Source organism: Gramella sp. KN1008, from assembly GCF_004332155.1.
Taxonomy (GTDB): domain Bacteria; phylum Bacteroidota; class Bacteroidia; order Flavobacteriales; family Flavobacteriaceae; genus Christiangramia.
Window position 1 is genome coordinate 155009 of sequence record NZ_SJDV01000005.1, and the last position, 15899, is coordinate 170907.

Annotated in this window: 17 protein-coding genes; 13 read left to right on the top strand and 4 right to left on the bottom strand. The window is 40.9% G+C overall.

Features of this window, described 5'->3' with window-relative positions; translation table 11 throughout:
• Positions 1-14: 14 nt before the first annotated feature.
• From EZJ28_RS10940 to dnaG, 4 genes are all read left to right on the top strand, one after another.
• Complete coding sequence (locus EZJ28_RS10940) at positions 15-581, top strand: RNA polymerase sigma factor (RefSeq protein ID WP_131397777.1); 567 nt, start codon at positions 15-17, stop codon at positions 579-581.
• The gene (locus EZJ28_RS10945; RefSeq protein WP_131397779.1) at positions 568-1335 is read left to right on the top strand and encodes a hypothetical protein; all 768 of its coding nucleotides are present in this window, start codon (positions 568-570) and stop codon (positions 1333-1335) included. The genes EZJ28_RS10940 and EZJ28_RS10945 overlap by 14 nt, the downstream gene beginning before the upstream one ends.
• A gap of 111 nt (positions 1336-1446) precedes the next feature.
• Positions 1447-2478, top strand: a complete 1032-nt coding sequence (locus EZJ28_RS10950; RefSeq protein WP_131397781.1) for a hypothetical protein — start codon at positions 1447-1449, stop codon at positions 2476-2478.
• 107 nt (positions 2479-2585) lie between these two features.
• Positions 2586-4544, top strand: coding sequence for a DNA primase (gene dnaG / locus EZJ28_RS10955; RefSeq protein WP_131397783.1), 1959 nt, complete (start codon positions 2586-2588; stop codon positions 4542-4544).
• On the opposite strand, the gene EZJ28_RS10960 is transcribed toward dnaG, so the two are convergent.
• Both EZJ28_RS10960 and nadE read right to left on the bottom strand, forming a co-directional pair.
• The gene (locus EZJ28_RS10960) at positions 4537-5175 is read right to left on the bottom strand and encodes a response regulator transcription factor (RefSeq protein WP_131397785.1); all 639 of its coding nucleotides are present in this window, start codon (positions 5173-5175) and stop codon (positions 4537-4539) included. The two genes, dnaG and EZJ28_RS10960, sit on opposite strands and share 8 nt — an antisense overlap.
• A 114-nt stretch (positions 5176-5289) precedes the next feature.
• On the bottom strand, positions 5290-6081 hold the full coding sequence (gene nadE / locus EZJ28_RS10965; RefSeq protein ID WP_131397787.1) for an NAD(+) synthase: 792 nt from the start codon (positions 6079-6081) through the stop codon (positions 5290-5292).
• 106 nt (positions 6082-6187) lie between these two features.
• Between nadE and gldB the strand changes: the two genes are divergently transcribed.
• Genes gldB through EZJ28_RS10980 form a run of 3 tightly spaced genes read left to right on the top strand, consistent with a single transcriptional unit; the run spans position 6188 to position 7854 of the window.
• Complete coding sequence (gldB, locus tag EZJ28_RS10970) at positions 6188-7147, top strand: gliding motility lipoprotein GldB (protein ID WP_131397789.1); 960 nt, start codon at positions 6188-6190, stop codon at positions 7145-7147.
• Positions 7147-7485: a gliding motility protein GldC gene (gldC, locus tag EZJ28_RS10975; RefSeq protein WP_131397791.1), complete on the top strand. Its 339-nt coding sequence runs from the start codon at positions 7147-7149 to the stop codon at positions 7483-7485. Before gldB ends, gldC begins: the two co-directional genes overlap by 1 nt.
• Positions 7486-7854: a GTPase gene (locus EZJ28_RS10980; protein WP_131397793.1), complete on the top strand. Its 369-nt coding sequence runs from the start codon at positions 7486-7488 to the stop codon at positions 7852-7854.
• Here the strand turns inward: EZJ28_RS10980 and yihA are convergent.
• Together yihA and EZJ28_RS10990 are read right to left on the bottom strand one after the other, a co-directional pair.
• Positions 7851-8456, bottom strand: a complete 606-nt coding sequence (gene yihA / locus EZJ28_RS10985; RefSeq protein ID WP_131397795.1) for a ribosome biogenesis GTP-binding protein YihA/YsxC — start codon at positions 8454-8456, stop codon at positions 7851-7853. The genes EZJ28_RS10980 and yihA overlap by 4 nt on opposite strands.
• Before the next feature lie 11 nt (positions 8457-8467).
• Entirely contained in the window at positions 8468-9232 is a 765-nt protein-coding gene (locus tag EZJ28_RS10990; RefSeq protein ID WP_131397797.1) for an alpha/beta fold hydrolase, read from the bottom strand.
• A gap of 290 nt (positions 9233-9522) precedes the next feature.
• On the opposite strand from EZJ28_RS10990, the gene mraZ reads away from it, so the two are divergent.
• The 6 genes from mraZ to mraY are packed head-to-tail and all read left to right on the top strand — an operon-like array spanning position 9523 to position 15893.
• A complete protein-coding gene (gene mraZ, locus EZJ28_RS10995) occupies positions 9523-9990 on the top strand; it encodes a division/cell wall cluster transcriptional repressor MraZ (RefSeq protein ID WP_131397799.1) in 468 nt (155 codons plus the stop codon).
• Positions 9977-10873: a 16S rRNA (cytosine(1402)-N(4))-methyltransferase RsmH gene (gene rsmH, locus EZJ28_RS11000; protein ID WP_131397801.1), complete on the top strand. Its 897-nt coding sequence runs from the start codon at positions 9977-9979 to the stop codon at positions 10871-10873. The genes mraZ and rsmH overlap by 14 nt, the downstream gene beginning before the upstream one ends.
• A 6-nt stretch (positions 10874-10879) precedes the next feature.
• Positions 10880-11197 (top strand): FtsL-like putative cell division protein, encoded by a 318-nt coding sequence (locus EZJ28_RS11005; protein WP_131397803.1) that lies wholly within the window; start codon positions 10880-10882, stop codon positions 11195-11197.
• Positions 11198-11203: 6 nt separating this feature from the next.
• Complete coding sequence (locus EZJ28_RS11010) at positions 11204-13195, top strand: penicillin-binding protein (RefSeq protein ID WP_131397805.1); 1992 nt, start codon at positions 11204-11206, stop codon at positions 13193-13195.
• A complete protein-coding gene (locus EZJ28_RS11015) occupies positions 13195-14661 on the top strand; it encodes a UDP-N-acetylmuramoyl-L-alanyl-D-glutamate--2,6-diaminopimelate ligase (protein WP_131397807.1) in 1467 nt (488 codons plus the stop codon). Before EZJ28_RS11010 ends, EZJ28_RS11015 begins: the two co-directional genes overlap by 1 nt.
• Positions 14661-15893 (top strand): phospho-N-acetylmuramoyl-pentapeptide-transferase, encoded by a 1233-nt coding sequence (mraY, locus tag EZJ28_RS11020; RefSeq protein ID WP_131397809.1) that lies wholly within the window; start codon positions 14661-14663, stop codon positions 15891-15893. Before EZJ28_RS11015 ends, mraY begins: the two co-directional genes overlap by 1 nt.
• The last annotated feature ends 6 nt before the right edge of the window (positions 15894-15899 follow it).

Here is a 15899-nt window from a genome sequence, read left to right on the forward strand (position 1 = left end):
AAGGCCTTTTGAGAATGGTAAAAGTCATACAGCTTTTTAAGAACGAAACCTCTTTAATTGACAGGGCGGCAGCGGGAAACCGGGATGCTCAGCAAAAGTTGTACGAGATACATTCGCCAAAGATGTTAAGTGTTTGCAGGCAGTATATAAAAGACCTGCACCATGCGGAGGAAGTGATGCTTAACGGTTTTTTTAAGGTCTTTACGCATCTGAAGGATTTTAAAGCTGAAGGTAGTTTTGAAGGCTGGATAAGAAGGATCATGATAAGGGAAGCTATATCTTTTTTAAGGCAGTATAAAAAACTTGATTTTCATGAAGACCTGGGTTTTGAGTCGAAAGAGGTTTTCAACAATATAAATTCTGAAATGGATGTGGCCGATATACAGAATGTGATAGACACTTTGCCTGAAGGTTATAAAATGGTATTTGTGTTGTATGCGGTGGAAGGTTACAAGCATACTGAAATAGCAAAGATGCTTGATATTACTGAGGGGACATCAAAATCCCAGTTATTTAAAGCAAGAAAAATGCTTCAGGGAAAATTAAAAAAGATTAACTCAACAAGCTATGGCACCACTTAAATTTGAAGATCATGTAAAGGAGCAGCTGGAGAAGAGGGAGATCCGGCCATCTGCCGAAAGCTGGAACAAACTCAGTGCAAGGCTGGATGAGGTTGAAAATAAACCTGGAAGAAAATGGTGGGTTTCTGCTGTAGCCGCAGTTGCCGTGATCGTGATCGCCTCTATGATTTTTATAAATCAACAAAATGAATCTGCCGATCCAATAGTTGAAAATCCGGCTGAAATTCAGGATAATGATCCGCAAAGATCTGCTGATTTCAAAGAGCCTGTGCAGGTAGCATCTGAAGAGCAAAATGATACTCAGGATAAGGAAATAGAGGAGGTGGAATCGCCTGTGGTGGAAAAGGATGTAATTGCTGAAGATGGGTCCCAGTCAGAATCAGAGACTGGCCAGCTTGCTCAGAATACAACAGAAAATAGGATCATTATCGAACCTGTATCTCTGAAGCCGCCACAACCTGAAACAGCTACACCGGTAAAATTTACTGAAAAGATAGATGAATTGCTGGCCAGGGTTGCGCAACAAGAAAGTCCGGGGGAAGATATTTCAGAAGCAGAGCTCAGCGTACTCCTTGCTGAGGCAGCCCGGGAAATAAAAGAGGGAAGAAGCGGAAGTGATGCATACCTGGACGCAGATGCACTACTGGCAGATGTAGAGTATGAAATGGAACAATCTTTCAGGCAGGAAGTCTTTGAAGTGCTTAAGGAGGGATTCCTCAAAGCCAGAACCGCTATTGCAACAAGAAACGAGTAAAATTATTCATAATTCAATATCAATAAAACCCCCGAAAGGGTCATTCATCAATCAATTTCTGATGAGGAAGACATTTGTCTGAATCGAAAGAACACTAAAAACAATTTAAACATGAAAACTATCATTATCTATTTTACTTTGGTTCTATTCACTTTTGCAACTCAGTTTGTGTATTGCCAGGAAGTTGATCAGAAAACTACTGAAGAAATAATGGAATCAAAAAAACAGGAGATCGTTCAGGATGAAAAAGGAAAGCTGAAAAGAAAGGTAGAAGAAATCAATTCAAGGCTTGAAAAAGGTGAGATCACTGCTAAGGAGGCTGAAGAACAGAAAAAAGAAGCTGCAGAACTTCATGCGAAGAACATCGAAAATCGAATTGCCATTGTAGAAAACGAAATGGAGTTGGAAAAAAGGAACAGAGGGTCGAAAACATATATTGCTCTTGGGGATGATGGCAAGGTTATTACTATTAAAATAAATGAAGATCGCGAGAAACAATATGATAAAAGAACTACCAGTGATCTGGTTATCGCGGCAGGTTTCAATAATGCACTTGAAGATGGCCAGTCCCTTAATGATTCTGACTTTAAGATAGGCGGAAGCCGTTTCTTCGAAATAGGCTGGGCATGGAAAACCAGGGTCTTTGATAAATCCAACTGGCTACGCCTTAAGTATGGCGTTTCTTTTCAGTTCAACGGGCTGAAGCCAACAGATAACCGGTACTTTGTGAGCGAAGGAGAAGATACGTTCCTTGAAGAATATGATCTTAATCTTGATAAATCAAAATTCAGAATGGATAATCTTGTGGTGCCGGTACATTTTGAATTTGGGCCATCAACCGTTAGTGAAAGCAAGAACTATGTAAGATACAATACAAGAGGAAAGTTCAAGATGGGACTGGGTGGTTATGCCGGATTCAATATTGGAGAGCGGCAAAAACTGAAATATGAACTGGATGGAGATAAACAGAAGGATAAGCTTCAGGGAGATTATAATACCAATGATTTTGTCTACGGGTTAAGCGGTTACCTTGGATGGGGATGGGCCACCTTATATGCTAAATATGACCTGAATCCCATCTTCCAGGATCCGAATCCCGAAATTCATAATATTTCAGTAGGACTTAGGTTCGACGTTGATTAGCCATAATAAATTTGTAGTTTTGCAGGGCTTTAAAAGAGGATTAATTCCTATTTTTAAAGCCTTGTCTTTTTTATTAATTTCAGGAACTCTTAATAAATCTAATCCAGTTGATCTCAAAATCTACTATAGACAATGTTTTTGAAACTGCCCGGGTGGAGGAGGTCATTGGTGACTTTGTCCAGCTGAAGAAATCTGGTAGTAATCTTAAGGGGTTAAGCCCTTTTACAGATGAGCGTACCCCCAGTTTCATGGTGTCTCCGGTAAAGCAAATCTGGAAAGATTTTAGTAGTGGAAAAGGAGGTAATGTTGTGGCTTTCCTGATGGAACATGAGCATTTCACCTATCCTGAAGCCATCAGGTATCTGGCCAAGAAATACGGGATAGAGATCGAGGAGACTCAGCAGAGTGATGAACAGAAAGAACAGGCCAACGAAAGGGAAAGCATGTATCTGGTTTCGGAATATGCTAATAAGTTCTTTCAGAAATCCCTCCATGAAACAGATGAAGGCCAGGCCATAGGTCTTAGCTATTTTAAGGAAAGAGGTTTTTCTACCGAGACCATTAAGAAATTTGATCTTGGATATTCCCCCGATGATTGGGAGGCTCTTACCAAAAGTGCTCTCGATGAAGGTTATAAACTGGAATATCTGGAGAAGACCGGTCTTAGTATAGTAAAGGAAAATAAGAAATTTGACAGGTTTAAGGGGCGGGTAATGTTCCCTATTCACTCCATGTCTGGCAGGGTGCTGGGCTTTGGAGGAAGAATTTTATCCAATACCAAGAAGGCGGCAAAATACCTCAATTCTCCCGAAAGCGATATTTATCATAAAAGTAAGGTTCTATATGGGATCTATTATGCCAAACAAGCCATCTCCAGAGAGGATAACTGCTATCTTGTTGAAGGGTATACTGATGTAATTCAGTTTTTTCAAAGCGGAATAGAGAATACGGTTTCTTCTTCAGGAACAGCCCTTACTCCCGAGCAGATCAGGCTTATAAACAGGCTTACAAAAAATATCACGGTGCTCTTTGATGGTGATGCTGCCGGAACAAGGGCTTCGTTAAGAGGGATAGACCTTATCCTGGAGCAGGGAATGAATGTGAAGGTGTGTCCCTTCCCGGAAGGAGAGGACCCCGACAGTTTCGCCAGGAATAATTCTGAAGAAGAATTAAGGGAGTTCCTCGCCGAAAATTCTTATGATTTTATCACTTACAAGGCTTCCCTGCTTATGGATGAAGCCAAGAATGACCCGGTTAAAAAAGCCGGACTCATTCGTGATATGGTGAACAGTATTTCTAAAATCCCTGATAATATCCAGCAGGAAGTTTACTTGCAGGAGTGTTCGAGGATCATGGATATATCTGAAGATGTATTGTATGCCACTCTTGCGCAGATACAGAACAAGGGTGAAAAAGCTTCAGGAAAGCCACGGAAGCAGAATATGGAAGTGGTTAAGGAGGAAACGACTCCTAAGGCCAGGGTGGACCATATGTATGTTCTGGAGAGAAGCATTATAAAGATCCTTATTCTTTATGGTAAAAAAGAGGAAGACTTTGAAGATCTTTTACTCAAACAAAATGAAGATACTGGCGAGCTTGTTTTAGAACCCGAAGTACAGCGAGCCAGGGTTTTTGAGAAGGTTTTCCTGGATCTGCAGGAAGATGAGATCGCCTTCTCGAATGAGGATTTTAGAAACCTGTATACTATTCTCATCAATAAATTGAATGGGGAGAATGATTTTGTGGTGGGAAATATCATTAATGATCTTGAGCCCACGCAGGCAAAAGAGATCACAGATATTTTAATGCAGGAGGAACAGTACGAGCTGCATAGCTGGGACCGTCATGATATTCCTGTAAAAGAAAAGGAACAGACCGTAAAGCAATTTGTGAGCCAGACTATCCTCAATCTTCGAAGACACCTTATAGACTGTAAGCTAAGTGAGCTTTTGGAAGATATCAGAATAGCCCAGACCGAAGAGGAAAGGACTGATATTAAAAACGAAGTGATGGGTTTCAATAAACTTCGTACCCTGCTGGCCGAAAGATTAGGCCGGGTTATGTAGTATTTAGCTGGAGTAACCTTGACTGCGTAATAAGATCAGCCACATTATCAACCTTGAGTTTTTTAAGCAAACGTGTTTTATAGGTGCTTACTGTTTTCTCATTAATATCCAGGGCCTCCGCAATATCCTTATTCCTTTTCCCTGAAGAAAGAAGATTTAGTACTTCAGATTCCCGTGTAGACAGCTTTTTAAACTTTGTAATTAAACTCTTACCCCTGGAGATGCCAGAGTTCAGTTTCTCAGTGATCTTGCGGTTCAGGTAAATTCCGCCCCGAGCCACCTGGTAGATCGCCTTTTCAAGAGTTTCATTATCAGTGTGTTTGGAAATGTATCCAGCCGCACCGGCCTTTATAGCGCTTAAAGCGTACATTTCTTCCGGGTGTGAACTAAAAATCAGGGTTTTTACTTCCGGAAATTCCTGTTTAATACGTCTAATGGCATTGATCCCATTAATTTGGGGGAGGTCCAGTTCTATGATTAGAACATCCGGCGCATCTTTCTCCAACTGATTAAATAGCTGGGTTCCACTGCTCACTCTTCCTGTTACCTGTAATGCCGGATTGTTTTGTAAAACGCATTTAACACCTTCTAAAATTATGGGGTGATGGTCTGCAATTAATACTCGATACATGATTTTAAGTTAAAAACAAGTCCGGGGGTAACTCGTTGATTTTGGTTTTCTTAACCTAAAATAATGCTTTGTGAAATTAAATAGGAAAACTTGTTAACATATTCGATAAGTGGTTTATTTCTTAAGATGAACGGGTATTTCGCAGACTGGAATCGGTACCATTTTGTGTTTGTTGGCAGAATTCAACCGACTGTAGATTTCGAATACTTCTCGCTTTCTCCCGGTTAAATCTGCGCCCGTTTTTCCGTCTTCTTTAAGCTTCATTGCCCATTCAAGTTCATCATAAGAAGCGCCCAACTGGTCTTCATCGCTGCGGCTGTCTCCAAAAAGTCCATCGGTAGGAGCCGCCTTCATAATTTCATCTATAATATTAAGATATTCACCCAGTTCATAAACCTCGCTTTTCATTAGATCTGCAATCGGACTTATATCCACTCCGCCGTCTCCGTACTTGGTGTAAAACCCAACTCCAAAGTCTTCCACCTTATTTCCGGTTCCCGCCACAAGGTATTTATGAAGTCCCGCAAAATAATATAAGGTGGTCATTCTTAATCTAGCCCGTGAATTTGCCAGGGCGAGGTCCAGTGAGTCTGTTTCGCGATGCTGTGGCATTCCTTTTCTGAACTCTTCAAAAACCGGTGTAAGATTTACCTCCAGGCTGCTCACATTTGCAAAATTATGGGAAAGCTCTTCGATATGTTTCCTGGCACGGGTTGTTTGTCCTATTTCCTGATGTATAGGCATTTCAAGGCAAAGTGTGGGCATTCCTGTTTTCGCACAAAGGGTTGAGGTCACCGCAGAATCAATGCCGCCGCTCACGCCAATTACGAATCCATTCATATTAGCTTTGGTAGTGTAATCTTTTAGCCAGTTAATGATGTGGTCAGCCACTTTTTCGGTCTGCATAATGTTGGGTGATTAATTTTGTATGTGATACCTTTGCCCGCAAATCTAACACTTAAACCCAATTTTTAAAAAAGGACGGGCGTTAAAGCCTTCATAATAAGAAACTATGCTGAAGAAATTCTGGTTCTTAGTACTCATTATTGGTCTTTTTTCCTGCGATAAGAAGTCGGAAACTGAAGCTAAGATTGAAAAGATCAACGCTGATTTTGAGGTGATCAGGTTTGATGAAAAGTTTGCTGAAGCGACCAAAGAGAGTCTGCCTAATCTTAAAAAAGAATATCCTTTTCTTTTTCCTGAACAATATCCGGATAGTGTTTGGGTGAACAAGCTCAACGACAGTATTCAGCAGGAAATTGAAACTGAAGTAGCAGAGTCTTTTCCCGAATTTTCTAAAGAGACCGATGAGCTTCACAGTCTTTTTCAGCATGTTAAGTATTATTTTCCCCAATTTAATGTACCTGATGTGATCACGGTCACTTCAGAAGTAGATTATAAGAATAAGGTCATTTACACCGGGGATTATCTTTTTGTTTCACTTGACACTTATCTGGGTAAGGATCACAAGTTCTATATAGGAATCCAGGAATATCTGAAAAAGAATTTCAGGAAGGACCAGATCGTTGTGGATGCTGCCGCTGAGATCGCTCAAAAACATGTTCCTAAAGCTGAATCCCGGACATTTCTCTCACATATGCTTTATTACGGAAAGATCCTTTATCTGAAAGATCTTTTTATTCCGTTCAAAAGCGATGCGGAGAAAATTGGATACACTCAGGAGGAAATTGACTGGGCTGAGGCTAATGAAGACCAGATCTGGAGGTACTTCATCGAAAATGAACTGATCTTTGATACCGATTCCCAGCTTTACACCAGGTTTTTGTATCCCGCTCCTTTTTCAAAATTCTATCTGCAACTTGATGCGGAATCACCGGCCAGACTTGGCCAGTATATAGGCAGGAATATCATAAGATCCTATATGAGTAAAAATGATGTTTCTATACAGAAAATGCTGAACACATCAGCTGAAGAAATTTTTAATAAAGCGAACTATAAACCCAAGAAATAATGTCTCAATTCAAGAAGTCTGAAATAAATATCGAAGTGGTTACCGATGAGAATCACGTGCCTGAAAGTATTACCTGGAGTGCCGAAGATGGGAATGTATATAAGGAAGAGGCGAAAGCCATGATGCTTTCTGTATGGGATAGTAAAGAGCAGGAAACACTTCGCATAGATCTGTGGACCAAGGAAATGCCTGTTGACGAGATGAAGAAATTCTTTCACCAGACCCTTGTTTCAATGAGCGACACATACTTTCGTGCTACGCAGGATGATAAGATGCGCGATACCATGAAGGATTTCTGTGATTATTTTGCAGAAAAAACCGAGATCAAAAAACAGTAAGTGGAAAAACTGATTTTTGTTTATAATGCTGACTCGGGTAAGTTGAATGCATTTCTGGATTCGCTTCATAAGACCATAAAACCATCTGCTCATAACTGTAAGTTATGCAGTCTTACGTATGGTGTCTTTGATGAAAAAAGGAGCTGGAAAATATTCAGGAAAAATATGGATATCGAAACCGAGTTCCTTCATAAAGACGAATTTCAGAAGCTTTATGCTTCGAAATTTGGGTATAAGTTCGAATTTCCCTTGGTCCTGATTCAGAATACTAAAGGGCTGGAAGTTTTTATTTCGAAAGATGAGTTTTCGAAAATCAGCTCCCTGGAAGACCTGATTGCAATTATTAAGGCTAGGCTGGAGAAGTCTTAAGAAGCTCGTAACTGCTGATTGATATTTTCGATATACTCTAGAACGTCGTCTTTTCCCATCCCTGAGGAAGCTGAGGTGATAAAGAATTCCGGCATTTCTTCCCAGACCTCAAGCATCGCTGCCTGGTAATTATTGATATTCTTTTCCAGTTCTTTTGGCTTTAGTTTGTCAGCTTTTGTGAATATGATGCAAAACGGGATCGCATGTTCACCGAGCCATTGCATGAATTCCATATCAATAGCCTGGGGTTTATGCCTGGAATCGATAAGAACAAACGCGCAAACCATTTGTTTCCGCTTTTCAAAATATGCCGTAATGAATTTTTGAAATACCTTTTTAGTGGATTTTGATACCTGTGCATATCCGTAGCCCGGAAGGTCAACAAGGTGCCAGTTCTTATTGATCAGGAAATGATTGATTAGCTGTGTCTTTCCCGGTTTGGCCGAAGTCTTTGCCAGGGCTTTTCTTCCCGTTAGCATATTGATAAGAGATGACTTTCCAACATTACTTCTGCCAATAAAAGCGTATTCTGGTAAGCTGCTTTTTGGGCACTGGTCAACTTTGGAATTGCTTATCACAAATTCGGCCGACTTGATCTTCATGGAAACAGGTTTTAAATATCTCGTTCCGTAAGCCACTCGTGAAGGAGCTCGTTGAATTCTTCAGGATGTTCCATCATTGCCGCATGGCCACATTTATCAATCCAGTAAAGGTCTGCATCGGGCAAAAGCCGTTTAAAATCTTCGGCAACCTCGGGAGGCGTAACATTATCGTTCCTACCCCAGATGATGCAGGTAGGGGTTCCCATTTTTGGAAGATCCTTGGCCATGTTGTGGCGTATCGCACTTTTGGCAATTGCCAGTGTCTTTACCAGTTTATTCCGGTCGCTTACTGTTTCATAGACTTCATCTACGATCTCTTTGGTGGCAACTTCAGGATCATAAAAAACGGCTTCAGCCTTTTTCTTTATGAATTCGTAATCTCCACGTCTGGGATAGCTTTCTCCCATGGCGTTCTCATAAAGACCTGAACTGCCGGTTATCACCAGGGCCTTCACTACTTCGGGGAACATTTTGGTTGCTAATAATGCGATATGTCCACCAAGGGAATTGCCCAAAAGTATCACGTTTTCATACCCTTTGTAGTCAATAAACTCTTTAAGATACCGGGCAAATGTGCCTACGCTTGTCTTTAAAAGTGACATTGAATACAATGGTAATTCCGGAATAAGAACTTTGTAGCCTTTTTCCGGAAAATAATCAACCACGCCGTCAAAATTGCTCAGGCCTCCCATTAATCCGTGGAGGATAACAATTGGAGTGCCTTCGCCTTTTTCAAGATATGTGAATTTTCCCTCTTGCCTTAAGTGCTCTTTCATTAATTGCCTTTGCGGTTAGCAATCGCAAATATAGCGATTTCGATACAAGTATAATCATTTTTGAAGAACTGCAAAGGCTTTTCTGGGAAGTGGGAAAATTGGATTTGAAATGTTTTCTGACGATTGTTTTCCACATTTCACCACCAATTTTCAAAATACTGAATCCTAAGTGAATAGGGCTATTTCAAAGGTTTTCAAATACATACAGGGGTAAAACTTATCAACATTGTGGTAAAAAGTGGTAAATTGTGGTAATATTTTCAATATATTTGGCTCTATAAAGTTATATAGTGGTAAACCTCATAGGAACATACGAATGTAAAGTCGATGCTAAAGGCCGGTTGATGGTGCCTTCGGCATTGAAAAAGCAATTGGCTCCTATGCTACAGGAAGGTTTCGTAATAAAACGCGCGGTTTTTCAAAATTGCCTGGAGCTTTACCCTATGAGCGAGTGGAATGTTCTTATGAACAAAATTAACGGGCTTAACAGGTTCAAAAAAAAGAATAATGATTTCATAAGAAGGTTTACTGCCGGGGTGAAGATGGTGGAAGTAGATTCTAACGGCAGGTTGCTTATTCCAAAAGATCTTACTGCTTTTGCCGGAATCGAGAAAGAGATCGTGCTTTCTTCGGCGATTAATATTATCGAGATCTGGGATAAAGATAAATATGAGAATACCATCGAGGCTTCTTCTGAAGACTTTGCGGATCTGGCGGAAGAGGTGATGGGAAATGACGAAATGGATGGAATATCATAATCCTGTTCTGTTAAAAGAATCGGTTGATGGTCTTGATATTAAACCTGACGGGATTTACGTGGATGTCACTTTTGGAGGTGGCGGACACTCCAGGGAAATATTGAAAAGACTTGGACCTGAGGGAAAGCTGTTTGCTTTCGATCAGGATAAGGACGCTCTTGAAAATAAGATTGATGATAAGCGCTTTACGCTGATCAATGAGAACTTCAGGTTTCTTAAACGCTTTTTGAGGTTTTACGGTGTGAAGCAGGTTGATGGTATACTCGGAGATTTTGGTGTTTCCTCACATCAGTTCAATGAAGCAGAAAGAGGTTTTTCAACCAGATTCGATGCTAAGCTGGATATGAGGATGAACCAGGGGAGCAGTTTAAGTGCTTATGAGGTGATTAATGAATATGACGAGGAGCAGTTGAAAAAGCTGTTCTATGAATATGCTGATCTCAAGAACGCTCCGAAACTTGCAAGAGTGATAGTTGGCGAAAGAAGGAATGGGCCTATTGAAACCAGCGAGCAATTAAACGAACTATTACGGCCGCTGCTTTTTAAAGGAAAGGAAAATAAGATTCTGGCGCAGATCTATCAGGCGATACGGATAGAGGTAAACCAGGAAATAGAAGTTCTTAAGGAGTTCTTGCTACAAACTGAAGAGGTGATTAAACCGGGAGGCAGATTGAGTCTCATTTCCTATCACTCGCTTGAAGACAGACTGGCGAAAAGATATATAAGGAGCGGTTTGTTTGAAGGAGAGCCAGAAAAGGACATGTTTGGAAATGTATCGGTTCCTTTTAAGAAAGTAGGAGGGCTTATAGTTCCCGCAAAAGAGGAAATAGAAAAAAATAGCAGGGCACGAAGTGCCAAATTAAGAATAGCCAGAAAGCTATAAATATTGATGAAGAAGGGTTTTTATAACATACTGAAGGCGAATTTTCTGATAAGTGAGGATGCTTATAAAAACTGGCGGTTTATTGTTTTCTGCACCGTTCTGGCAATAATAATGATCGCCAGTTCGCATAATGCAGAGAAAAAGGTACATCAAATTGCCAGGCTGAACGACGAGGTTCGAGAATTGCGAAGTGAATTTGTGGAGAGGCGTTCAGATCTAATGAAAATAAAGATGGAGTCTACCATTACCCAGAAGATGGTAGAAAAAGGGATAGGGCCTTCAGACACCCCGCCCAACAAGATAAGAGTGATAATAAAAGACTAACCTGCAATGGCGACAACCGAAAAAAGCATTCTGAATCGTATGTATTTGGTGGCTGCCTGTCTCTTTTTATTTGCGGTAGCTGTGGGAGTCAAGTTGGTCAATATCCAGTTTGTTCATGGTGATTACTATAAGGAGCTTGCTGAAGAACGTACTTTCAAAAACTTTAAAATACCTGCCAATCGTGGAAATCTTTATGATGTAAACGGAAATCTTTTAGCGACATCGGTTCCTAAATATGATATCCGGTTTGACGCGGTAACAGTATCAGACAAGAACTTCGAAGAGAATATCGGTCCGCTTGCAAATAAACTGGCTAAAATGTTAGGTAGTACGCCTTCCTATTATTCTCAGAAATTAAGGGCCGCCAGAGCCAATAATCAGCGTTATGTACTCATTGCCCGAAACCTGGGGTATTCGGATTACATGAAGATCAGGGAGTTTCCAATGTTCAATTTGGGACCATATAAGGGAGGTATGATCACCGAGCAGAGTACGGTTCGCGAACATCCTTTGGGTAAGATGGGGGAGAGAACTGTTGGTTATGAAAGAAGGGATGAGAATGGCTATTTCACCAGGGTAGGTCTGGAAGGTGCATTCAGTAACTATCTGCGTGGAACTGACGGAAGAAGACTGAAACAGAAGATTGCCAAGGGGCAGTGGAAGCCAATTAGTGATAATAATGAACTGGAACCAAAAGATGGTTATGATGTGGTTTCTACCATTGATGTTAATATTCAGGATATAGCACATCATTCATTGCTCCGTCAGCTCGAATACTTTGAGGCAGACCACGGCACCGTTGTGGTGATGGAAACCAAGACCGGAGAGATCAAGGCAATGTCTAACCTTGGGCGCACTGAGGAAGGTACTTATTTCGAAAAAAGGAATTACGCCGTGTATGAATCCCATGAGCCGGGTTCAACTTTCAAATTGATGGCTATGGTTGCTGCTCTTGAAGACAAGGTGGTAGATACAAGTCAGGTAATAGATACCGAAAAAGGCGTGGTAAGATTTTACGGAAGACCCGTAAGGGATTCCCGTCATGGCGGTTACGGAAAAATATCGGCAGCGAAGGCATTTGAGGTGTCTTCTAACACAGCATTTACAAAGATGATTACTGAAGGATATAAGAACAATCCTTCAAAATTTGTAGACAGATTATATTCAATGCAACTTAACCGAAAGATTGGTCTTGAAATTAAAGGTGAGGGATCCCCCCGAATCCCTCACCCTCAAGACAAATCATGGAATGGTTTGAGTTTGCCATGGATGGCATTTGGTTATGGTGTTTCCTTAACACCCCTTCAAACACTTACATTCTATAATGCGATCGCCAACGATGGTGAGATGATCAAACCTCGTTTTATCAAGGAGGTGAAAGACCGTGATAAACCTATTCTTGTTAAGGAGAAAGAAGTGATTAATCCTTCTATCTGTACTCCTGAAACTGCGAGAAAGGTTCGTGAGATGATGAAGAATACCGTGATACGTGGTACGGCTTCTAATATCCATACCGAAAATTTTTCCATGGCCGGTAAAACAGGCACCTGCCAAACAGAATACTGGATAGAACCAGGGCGATATATCGCATCTTTTGCGGGTTATTTCCCAGCTGAAAATCCGAAATATTCCTGTATAGTGGTGATTCATAAACCAAACAGAAGAAAGGGTTATTACGGGAATATCGTTGCGGCTCCTGTCTTTAAGGATATTGCCAGAAAGATCTATACCGATACTCCTGTAATGGATGAACTGGAGTCTCTTGAAGTGGAGGATAAAAAAGTTAAGACCGATTTTGAAAAATATTATACCAGAATTCAGGATGAGAAGCCATTGATGCCCGATGTAACCGGGATGCCGGCAATGGATGCTATTTCAATCCTTGAGAATCTTGGCCTTGAAGTTAGAATAAATGGTAGGGGAGTGGTAAAAAGACAATCTGTGTCTGCAGGACAAAAAATAAAAAGTAATCAAAGAGTAAATCTGGAGTTGAGTTAATGAAGGTACTGAAGGACATACTTTACAGGGTAAACATGAAGGCGGTGACCGGGGATACCGGTGTGACCATCAATAAAATTCATTTCGATTCCAGAAGGGTGAAGCTCAATGATGTTTTTGTGGCTATAAGAGGAACAATCTCAGATGGCCATGATTTTATAAAAAATGCTGAGGATCAGGGAGCGCTGGCCATTATTTGTGAGGAGCTTCCCGAAAATAAGATCAACGGGGTTACTTATGTTGAGGTTGAAGACACCAAAAAGGCCCTGGCCTATATTTCGGCGAATTACTTTGATAATCCTTCGGAAAAACTGAAGCTTGTCGGGGTTACAGGGACCAATGGTAAGACAACCATAGCGACGCTTCTATATGATCTTTTTACGAAGGCTGGTTTCAAATGCGGACTTCTTTCTACTGTAAAAGTGATGGTGGGCAACGAAGAGCATACCGCTATCAGGACCACACCAGATTCTATTACCATCAATTCATATTTGAAAGATATGAACGATACGGGAGTAGAATTCTGCTTTATGGAAGTGAGTTCCCATGGGATAGACCAACACCGGACAACCGCTTTGAAATTTGCAGGTGGAATCTTTACCAATCTTTCTCATGATCATCTGGATTACCATAGGGATTTTGCAGAATATCGTGATGTTAAGAAGCGATTCTTTGATGAATTGCCTTCATCAGCCTTTGCTCTTACGAATGCAGATGACAAGAATGGTCCGGTGATGCTGCAGAACACCAAAGCGAAAAAATATACCTACGCCTTAAAATCCTACGCCGATTACAAGGCGCAGATCCTGGAAAATCAATTTACAGGATTGTTGCTGAAGATCGATGATCAGGAATTATGGACCCGACTAATTGGGAATTTCAATGCGTACAATGTGCTGGCCATCTATGCCGCTGCCGATCTTCTTGGACTGAAAACCATTGAGATCTTAAGGATCATCAGTGAGCTTAATTCGGTAAGTGGAAGATTTCAGTATGTGGTTTCCGAAAAAGATAAGATCACGGCTATCGTTGATTATGCTCATACGCCTGATGCACTTAAGAATGTACTGGAAACCATCAATAGCATCCGTACAAAAAATGAAGAGCTCATCACTGTTGTTGGTTGCGGTGGAGATCGGGATAAGACGAAAAGACCAAAGATGGGGCATATAGCCTCGGCTCTTAGTAGTAAGGTGATCTTTACCAGTGATAATCCGCGTACCGAAGATCCCGATAAGATCATAGAAGATGTGGAGGCCGGAGTGGAACCTCAGAATTTCAAAAAAACAATGAGTGTTACCAATAGAAAGCAGGCCATTAAGACAGCTTGCCAGATTGCCGGTAAGAACGATATAATTCTTATTGCCGGAAAAGGGCATGAGACCTATCAGGAAGTGAATGGAAAAAGATCAGATTTTGATGATTTTAAGATCGTGAACGAATTTTTAAAACAACTGGATAAATAATGCTGTATTACTTATTTCAATTTTTAGAAGAACAGTATCAGTTGCCTGGAGCGCAGTTGTTTGAATTCCTTTCTTTCAGATCGGCAATGGCGATCATTCTGTCACTGGCAATTTCCACTATTTATGGTAGAAGGATAATTAACTATCTAAGAGCAAAACAAATTGGCGAGAGCGTACGGGATCTTGGGTTAAAAGGTCAGACCGAAAAAGCCGGAACTCCTACCATGGGAGGAGTGATTATCATTATTTCAACACTTATTCCTGTCCTTCTTTTTGCAAAACTTGAAAATATTTATGTAATCCTTTTGATAGTGACCACACTTTGGATGGGGACTATAGGATTTATAGACGATTATATCAAGACCTTCAAAAAAGATAAGGAAGGTCTAAAAGGAATTTTTAAGGTTATTGGTCAGATTGGCCTTGGTCTAATAGTAGGTGGGACAATGTATTTCCATCCCCAGATCACAACCAAGGAAGTGATCACCGAAACCCGGCCTACTCAAAATGTCATCGCCAGGGCAGAGGTGGTTGATATGGGGCCGGAAGAGAAAAACACTACGACTACTATTCCTTTTGTGAAGAATAATGAATTTGACTATTCAAAACTAATCAGCTGGATAAATCCTTCGCTGGCGCAATATGCCTGGATCATCTTTATCCCAATTGTAATATTCATCGTAACCGCAGTGTCCAATGGAGCGAATTTAACTGATGGGATAGACGGACTCGCAGCGGGTTCTTCAGCCATAATTGTGCTCACTCTGGGCCTTTTTGCATGGGTTTCGGGTAACATCATTTTTTCAGATTACCTGAATATCATGTATATCCCAAGATCGGGTGAAATGACCATTTTCATAACAGCATTTGCCGGGGCACTGGTAGGATTCCTTTGGTACAACACCTTCCCCGCCCAGGTATTTATGGGGGACACCGGTAGTTTGACCATTGGAGGGATAATCGCGGTGCTGGCAATTGCAACAAGAAAAGAATTACTGATCCCTCTTTTATGCGGAATCTTTTTAATAGAGAACCTATCAGTAGTCATGCAGGTAGGTTGGTTTAAATATACCAAGAAGAAATATGGTGAAGGAAGGAGAATATTTTTAATGTCACCTCTGCATCATCATTATCAGAAAAAGGGAAAGCATGAGAGTAAGATCGTAGTGAGGTTCTGGATCGTAGGAATTATACTCGCGATCCTGACCATCGTAACCCTGAAGGTTCGATAAAACTGA

What these genes read in the sequence shown, in the direction of transcription:
- EZJ28_RS10940 (WP_131397777.1), top strand. Translation starts at nt 15, where the DNA reads ATGGTAAAAGTCATACAGCTTTTTAAGAACGAAACCTCTTTAATTGAC.
- EZJ28_RS10945 (WP_131397779.1), top strand. Translation starts at nt 568, where the DNA reads ATGGCACCACTTAAATTTGAAGATCATGTAAAGGAGCAGCTGGAGAAG.
- EZJ28_RS10950 (WP_131397781.1), top strand. Translation starts at nt 1,447, where the DNA reads ATGAAAACTATCATTATCTATTTTACTTTGGTTCTATTCACTTTTGCA.
- EZJ28_RS10960 (WP_131397785.1), bottom strand. Translation starts at nt 5,175, where the DNA reads ATGTATCGAGTATTAATTGCAGACCATCACCCCATAATTTTAGAAGGT.
- nadE (WP_131397787.1), bottom strand. Translation starts at nt 6,081, where the DNA reads ATGCAGACCGAAAAAGTGGCTGACCACATCATTAACTGGCTAAAAGAT.
- gldB (WP_131397789.1), top strand. Translation starts at nt 6,188, where the DNA reads ATGCTGAAGAAATTCTGGTTCTTAGTACTCATTATTGGTCTTTTTTCC.
- gldC (WP_131397791.1), top strand. Translation starts at nt 7,147, where the DNA reads ATGTCTCAATTCAAGAAGTCTGAAATAAATATCGAAGTGGTTACCGAT.
- yihA (WP_131397795.1), bottom strand. Translation starts at nt 8,456, where the DNA reads ATGAAGATCAAGTCGGCCGAATTTGTGATAAGCAATTCCAAAGTTGAC.
- EZJ28_RS10990 (WP_131397797.1), bottom strand. Translation starts at nt 9,232, where the DNA reads ATGAAAGAGCACTTAAGGCAAGAGGGAAAATTCACATATCTTGAAAAA.
- rsmH (WP_131397801.1), top strand. Translation starts at nt 9,977, where the DNA reads ATGGAATATCATAATCCTGTTCTGTTAAAAGAATCGGTTGATGGTCTT.
- EZJ28_RS11005 (WP_131397803.1), top strand. Translation starts at nt 10,880, where the DNA reads ATGAAGAAGGGTTTTTATAACATACTGAAGGCGAATTTTCTGATAAGT.
- EZJ28_RS11010 (WP_131397805.1), top strand. Translation starts at nt 11,204, where the DNA reads ATGGCGACAACCGAAAAAAGCATTCTGAATCGTATGTATTTGGTGGCT.
- EZJ28_RS11015 (WP_131397807.1), top strand. Translation starts at nt 13,195, where the DNA reads ATGAAGGTACTGAAGGACATACTTTACAGGGTAAACATGAAGGCGGTG.
- mraY (WP_131397809.1), top strand. Translation starts at nt 14,661, where the DNA reads ATGCTGTATTACTTATTTCAATTTTTAGAAGAACAGTATCAGTTGCCT.